At 73.7% G+C, this 6491-nt stretch carries 4 protein-coding genes; 3 read left to right on the plus strand and 1 reads right to left on the minus strand.

From position 1 onward, the window contains the following. Positions 1-822: 822 nt before the first annotated feature. Entirely contained in the window at positions 823-1719 is an 897-nt protein-coding gene (locus KIK08_RS11705) for an isocitrate lyase/PEP mutase family protein (protein WP_408004664.1), read from the minus strand. Positions 1720-1842: 123 nt separating this feature from the next. Between KIK08_RS11705 and KIK08_RS11710 the strand changes: the two genes are divergently transcribed. The 3 genes from KIK08_RS11710 to KIK08_RS11720 are packed head-to-tail and all read left to right on the plus strand — an operon-like array spanning position 1843 to position 6425. Further along, positions 1843-2502, plus strand: coding sequence for a GntR family transcriptional regulator (locus KIK08_RS11710; RefSeq protein ID WP_214403092.1), 660 nt, complete (start codon positions 1843-1845; stop codon positions 2500-2502). Further along, the gene (locus KIK08_RS11715; RefSeq protein ID WP_214403093.1) at positions 2499-4553 is read left to right on the plus strand and encodes a hydantoinase/oxoprolinase family protein; all 2055 of its coding nucleotides are present in this window, start codon (positions 2499-2501) and stop codon (positions 4551-4553) included. Before KIK08_RS11710 ends, KIK08_RS11715 begins: the two co-directional genes overlap by 4 nt. Before the next feature lie 3 nt (positions 4554-4556). Beyond that, positions 4557-6425: a hydantoinase B/oxoprolinase family protein gene (locus KIK08_RS11720; protein WP_214403094.1), complete on the plus strand. Its 1869-nt coding sequence runs from the start codon at positions 4557-4559 to the stop codon at positions 6423-6425. Positions 6426-6491 lie beyond the last annotated feature (66 nt).

Raw genomic sequence — 6491 nt, forward strand, 5'->3', positions numbered from 1 at the left:
GCGGGGAAGGTTTCGCAGCGCCAGGTGAGTGGCGCAGTACCGGCTGGGTGCTCGCAAAGCGCCGGCGGCGGTGGCGCGTGGTCTCGCAGCGCTAGCGGGAGGTGTCACAGAGCTGGCGGGGATGGCGCAGCGTGCCGGCGGGCTGCGCGCCCACACCCGGCGCTGCGAGCACACCCCCGGCTCTGTGAGCCCGGCCGGCGAGGCGGCGTGCGGCGCCGCGAGCCGAGCCCAGGCAGGCCCGGTGGGCGCGGTAGCGCCACACCCTCCCGAGTGCTCCCGTGCTTGAGCCGAGGTCCCCGCTGGAAGCGCCGCCGGAGGCGCAGTAGACAGCGACGTCCCTGGGCGAGGTGACCAGCGGGCGTGAAGGCGCTTCGGCCCTGTCCTGTCCGGGCGAACAGTGAGGGCCAGGTGGGTGGGCCGGTTGCCTCCGGCGACTCCTCCGCGGAGGGCGACCTCGTCAAGCAGGGGCTTGGGGAGGGTGCCGGGCGAAGTCGGCCGCGGGCGCGGGGCGCCCTTCCGGCGTCACGGCGCACAGTCCCTCGGCGGCCGAATTGATCATGCGCCCGCCGATCTCGCAGCCCCGGGTCGGTGCTCGCAGCCCGCCGGCGGGCTGCGACGGCACAGCCAACGCTGCGACACCCACCCGGCGCTGCGACACCCACCCCGGCCTGCGAGGACACCCGGCCCACCCCCGCCGGCCGCGAAGCCGGCCGTACAGCGGCCGCTCCACCCCCGGAAGCCCCTGCAGATCAGAGGTTGCCCTCCGCGTAGGAACCGCCGGAGGCCCTCGAAGCGCCGAAGGCGCCGCAAACGTCCAACCAGTCACGACCCGGCGAAGCGGTTCTCCAGGTCGCGGACCTCCGGCAGGCCGATCAGGTCGGTGAACTCGTCGAAGCCGGGCAGCCCCGGCATGGCCGCCGCCGGTGTGCCGTCCGCCCGCAGCGTCTGCAGCACCGCGCGGATGCCGGCGGTGGCCGCCAGCAGCGTGCCGATCGGGAACAGCACCAGCGAGAACCCCAGCTCGGCGATGCGGGCCAGCGGGATCGGCGGCGTGCGGCCGCCCTCGGCCCAGTTGAACACCAGCGGCGCGGCGCCGGCCAGCTCGCCCGCGACGCGGGCGATGTCGTCCTCGCTGGTCGGGGCCTCGACGAACAGCACGTCGGCGCCTGCGGCGAGGTAGGCGCGGGCGCGCGCGATGGCCGCGTCCAGCCCTTCGACGGCGGCGGCGTCGGTGCGGGCGATGAGCACGAGGTCGGGGTCGCGGCGGGCGGCGACCGCGGCCTCGATCTTGCCGACCATCTCCGCGGTGCCGATCACCGCCTTGCCGCTCATGTGCCCGCACTTCTTCGGGTGCACCTGGTCCTCGAGGTGCAGCCCGGCCACGCCGGCCTGCTCGTACTCGCGGACCGTGCGCAGGACGTTGATCGCGTTGCCGTAGCCGGTGTCGGCGTCGGCGATCACCGGGACGTCGACGGCGGCGGCGATCCGGCGGGCGTTGTCGACCATCTCGGCCCCGGACAGCAGCCCCACGTCCGGGCGGCCGATGAGCGAGGCGGTGGTGCCGAAGCCGGTCATGTAGACGACGTCGAACCCGGCCTGCTCGACCAGGCGCGCGGACAGCGCGTCGTAGGCGCCGGGGGCGACCAGCGGCCCGGTCCCGGCGAGCAGCTCGCGCAGTCGCGCCCGCGGCGACGTCGGCTCCGACAGCAGGTTCCCCACCGGCATCCTCCTGGCTTTGTCTGCAGTGCCGAGTTTGTATGCAGTAACGAGAAAGTAGCGCGCGAGACCTTGCCGTGGCGACCCGCCGATCTTAAATTGCACACAATCTCGGCTGGAGGTGCGGTGACACGGGCGTCGGAGCGGGCGGTGGGCGAGCTGCGGGAGCTGATCCTGCACGGCGCCTTCCCCGCCGGTGCCCGCCTCGGCGAGGTCGAGCTGGCCGAGCGGCTGGGGGTCAGCCGCACGCCGGTCCGCGAGGCGCTGGCCCGGCTCTCCGCCGAGGGCCTGGTCGAGATCGCGCCCAACCGCGGCGCCCGGGTCACCAGCTGGACGGTGGCCGAGCTGGAGGCGGTGTTCGAGCTGCGCGCCGTGCTGGAACCCCGGCTCACCGCGCTGGCGGTGCCCCGGGCGACCACCGCCGACGCCGACGCCCTCGACGAGCTGGCCGAGCGGATGGTCCGGGTGGGCAGCCCCGGCCCCGGCCGCGACCTCGACGCGCTGGTCCCCCTCAACCGCGACTTCCACGGCCGGCTCATCGCGCTGGCCGACCACCCGGCCATGGCCACCGCCCTCGCCGGGGCCGTGCACGCACCGATCGTGCTGCGCAACTTCCACACCTATGACGACGCCTCGCTGCGCCGCAGCCTGGCCCACCACGTCGAGATGGTCGCCGCGCTGCGCGCGGGCGACCCGACGTGGGCGGCGGCCGTGATGACCGCCCACATCCACAACGCCCGGGTCGTGATGGTCCGGGCCACCCGTCAGGCTCAGGAGGACGCATGACCTACCGGCTCGGTGTCGACGTCGGCGGCACCTTCACCGACGTGCTGCTGGTCGAGGAGGCCAGCGGGGCCACCTGGCGGGCCAAGACCGCCTCCACCCCCTCCGACCAGGCCGTCGGCGTGCTGAACGGGATCGGCAAGGTGTGCGCCGAGGCCGGCGTCGAGATGCGCGAGATCGCCGAGGTGCTGCACGGCACGACGGTGGCCACCAACGCGATCCTGGAGGGCAAGGGCGCCACGGTCGGCCTGGTCACCACCCACGGCTTCCGGCAGGTCCTGCAGATCGCCCGGTCCTACGTGCCGGGCGGGCTGGCCGGCTGGATCATCTGGCCGAAGCCGGAGCCGCTGGCCGCGCTGGAGAACACGGTCGAGGTCCGCGAGCGGCTGGCCAGCGACGGTTCGGTGGTCCGCCCGCTCGACGAGGACGACGTGCGCGCCCAGCTCGGGAAGCTGGCCGGGCGCGGCATCCAGGCGCTGGCCGTCTCGCTGATCAACTCCTTCGCCGACCCGCGGCACGAGCGCCGGGTCGCCGAGATCGCCGCCGAGGTGCTGCCCGGGGTGCCGGTCTCGCTGTCCAGCGACGTGCTGCCCGAGCTGCGCGAGTACGAGCGCACCGTCACCACGGTGGCCAACGGCTACGTGCAGCCCCAGGTCCGCCGCTACATCGGCACCCTGTCCGAGAAGCTGCGCGACGGCGGGGTCGCCGGCGAGCTGGCCATCCTGCGCAGCGACGGCGGCCTGTCCGCCGCCGGGGCGGCCGTCGAGGCGCCGGTGACGATGCTGCTGTCCGGCCCGGCCGGCGGGGTGACCGGAGCGGTCTGGGTCGCCGAGCAGTGCGGCTACCGCGACCTGATCACCTTCGACATGGGCGGCACCTCCACCGACGTGGCCCTGGTGCAGGGCCTGTCGCCGCGCATCGGGCGCGAGACCAAGGTCGGCGACCTGACGGTGCGCGCGTCCAGCGTCGACGTCCGCACGGTCGGCGCAGGCGGCGGCTCGATCGCGCACGTCCCCGAGCTGACCAGGGCGCTGCGGGTCGGCCCGCAGTCCGCGGGCGCCGATCCCGGACCGGCCGCCTACGGCAAGGGCGGCCCCGATCCCACCGTGACCGACGCCAACGTCGTGCTCGGCTACCTGCCGTCCTCGCTGGCCGGCGGCGAGATCACCCTCGACGTCGAGGCGGCCCGCGCGGCGGTCGGCACCGTCGCCGACGCGATGGGATTGGCCTCGGCGGAGGCCGCCGCGGCCGGGATCGTCGACATCGTCAACGAGAACATGCTCGGCGGGCTGCGGCTGGTGTCGGTGCAGCAGGGCTTCGACCCCCGCGACTTCGCGCTGGTCGCGTTCGGCGGCGCGGGCCCGCTGCACGCCAACGCGCTGGGCAGGCTGACCGGGGCCTGGCCGGTGATCGTGCCGCCCTCCCCCGGCGTGCTCTGCGCGCTCGGCGACGCGACGACGTCCAAGCGCAGCGAGTCGGCCCGCACCGTGCTGCGCCGCTTCGCCGACCTGACCGGCGACGGGCTGGCCGCCATCCTGCGCGAGCTGGCCGCCGAGGCCGGGGCCCGGTTGGCCGGGCAGGGCGTCGGGGAGGCCGACCAGACCACGACCTACCAGGTCGACGTCCGCTACCACGGGCAGGGCTTCGAGATCGGTGTCGACGTCGAGCCCGGCTGGCTGGACGACCCGGCCGCTCTCGACCGCCTCGCCGCGGCCTTCGACAGCGAGCACGAGCGGCTGTTCTCGTTCCTGCTGGGCACCGACCACGAGCTGGTCAACGCCCGGGCCATGGTCTCCGGGCCGCGCCCGGAGGTCGCGACCACGACCCTGCCCGACGCCGACGGCGACCCGGAACCGGTCGACCGGCACGCGATCCACATCTCGGGCGAGTCCGTGCAGGCGGCGATCTACGACCGGGCCGGCCTGCGGGCCGGCCACGTGGTCGTCGGGCCGGCGATCATCACCGAGATGGACTCGACCACCCTCGTCCTGCCCGGTCACGCGGCCACCGTGCACGCGTCGGGCAGCCTGCTCATCAACCCGGTGGAGGGCTGAGCGATGGCACGCATCATCGAGACCGCGACCGGCGCCGTCGAGAAGCCGGCGGTCGACCCGGTCACCCTGGACCTGATCGAGAACGGGCTGCGCAACGCCCGCTACGAGATGGACGAGGTGCTCTTCCGCACCGCCCTGTCCCCGGGCATCCGCGAGCAGCACGACGAGTTCCCGCTGATCGGCGACCCGGACGGGAAGATGGTCGTCGGCCAGTTCGGGCTCTCGGTGCCCGACTTCCTCGACGGCTTCGACGACACCGTCGAGGAGGGCGACGTCCTGCTCACCTCCGACCCGTACGCCTGCGGGGCGGCGATCAGCCACGCCAACGACTGGCTCGTGGTCATGCCGATCTTCCACGACGGGCGGGTGGTCGGGTGGGCGTCGATGTTCGGGCACATGTCCGACGTGGGCGGCAAGACCCCCAGCTCGATGCCCACCGACGCGCGCACCATCTACGAGGAGGGCGTGGTCATCCCGCCCTTCAAGCTCTACCGCCGCGGCGTGCTCAACGAGGACGCGCTGCGGATCATCCTCAACCAGGTGCGGATGCCGAACTGGAACCGCGCCGACCTCAACGGCCTGGTCGCGGCCTGCCGCACGGCGGGGCGCCGGGTCGTGGAGATGTGCGAACGGTTCGGCACCGGCACCTACCTGGCCGCGCTGGACGCGCTGCTGCAGCGCAACTACGACGCGATGAAGGTGCTGCTGAGCGCGGTGTTCGAGGAGGGCCGCACGCTCTCGTTCACCGACTACATCTGCGACGACGGCGTCGGCCACGGCCCCTACGAGCTGAAGCTCTCGCTCACCCGCACCGGCGAGAAGGTGCACCTGGACTTCACCGGGTCGAGCCCGCAGGCCGCCGGCCCGATCAACTACTACATCAACGAGAACCTGACCCGGATGTTCTTCGGGATCTACATGATCACCGTGGCCGACCCGCAGATCCTCTGGAACGACGGGTTCTACCCGCTGGTCGACGTGACGATCCCGGACGGCTCGTACTGGAAGCCGAAGCACCCGGCCTCGCTCAACGGCCGCAACCACGGCATCGGCCGGGTGTTCGACCTGTTCGGCGGGCTGCTCGGGCAGACGAACCCGGCGCTGCTCAACGCGGCGGGCTTCTCGTCGAGCCCGCACTTCATGTACTCCGGGCACTACACGTCCGGCGACCGGGCCGGCGAGTGGTTCCAGCTGTACTCGATCGGCTTCGGCGGCATCCCGGGCCGACCGCTGGGCGACGGCCCCGACGGCCACTCGCTGTGGCCCAGCTTCGTCAACATCCCCTGCGAGTACCTGGAGTCCTACTACCCGCTGCGGATCGAGAAGTGGGAGACGGTCGCCGACACCGGCGGCGCCGGCCTGCACCGCGGCGGCAACGGCGTCGACGTGGCCTACGTCTTCGAGGAGCCGGGCGAGATCGCCATCCACGACGACCGCTGGCTGACCTACCCGTGGGGCGTCAACGGCGGCACCCCGGGCGCCCGCGGGACCAAGTGGATCGAGCGCGCCGACGGCACCCGCGAGGTGCTGCCCAGCAAGTGCCACGACGTGCCGGTCTCCCCAGGCGACGTGCTGCACTTCGTCACCTGGGGCGGTGGCGGTTGGGGCGACCCGCTGGAGCGCGACCCCGCGCTGGTCGCCCTGGAGGTGCGCCGCGGCCTGGTCAGCGCCGACGGCGCGCGCCGCTACGGCGTCGTGCTGACCGACTCGCAGGAGGTCGAGGAGGCGGCCACGACCGCGCTGCGCGAACAGCTGCGCGCCGACCGCCCCGCCGAGCTCCCGGTCTTCGACATGGGCCCGCCCATCGACGAGCTCCTCGCCCGCTGCGAGGCCGAGACCGGCCTCCCCGCCCCCACCCGCCCCACATGGTGACCCGTCGAGAACGACGTTGGCGTGGAGTTGGGCCGGGGCCCTGCCCGCCCCCCGCGGTGGCGCCCG

It is taken from the genome of Pseudonocardia lacus, assembly GCF_018531445.1.
Lineage (GTDB): Bacteria > Actinomycetota > Actinomycetes > Mycobacteriales > Pseudonocardiaceae > Pseudonocardia > Pseudonocardia lacus.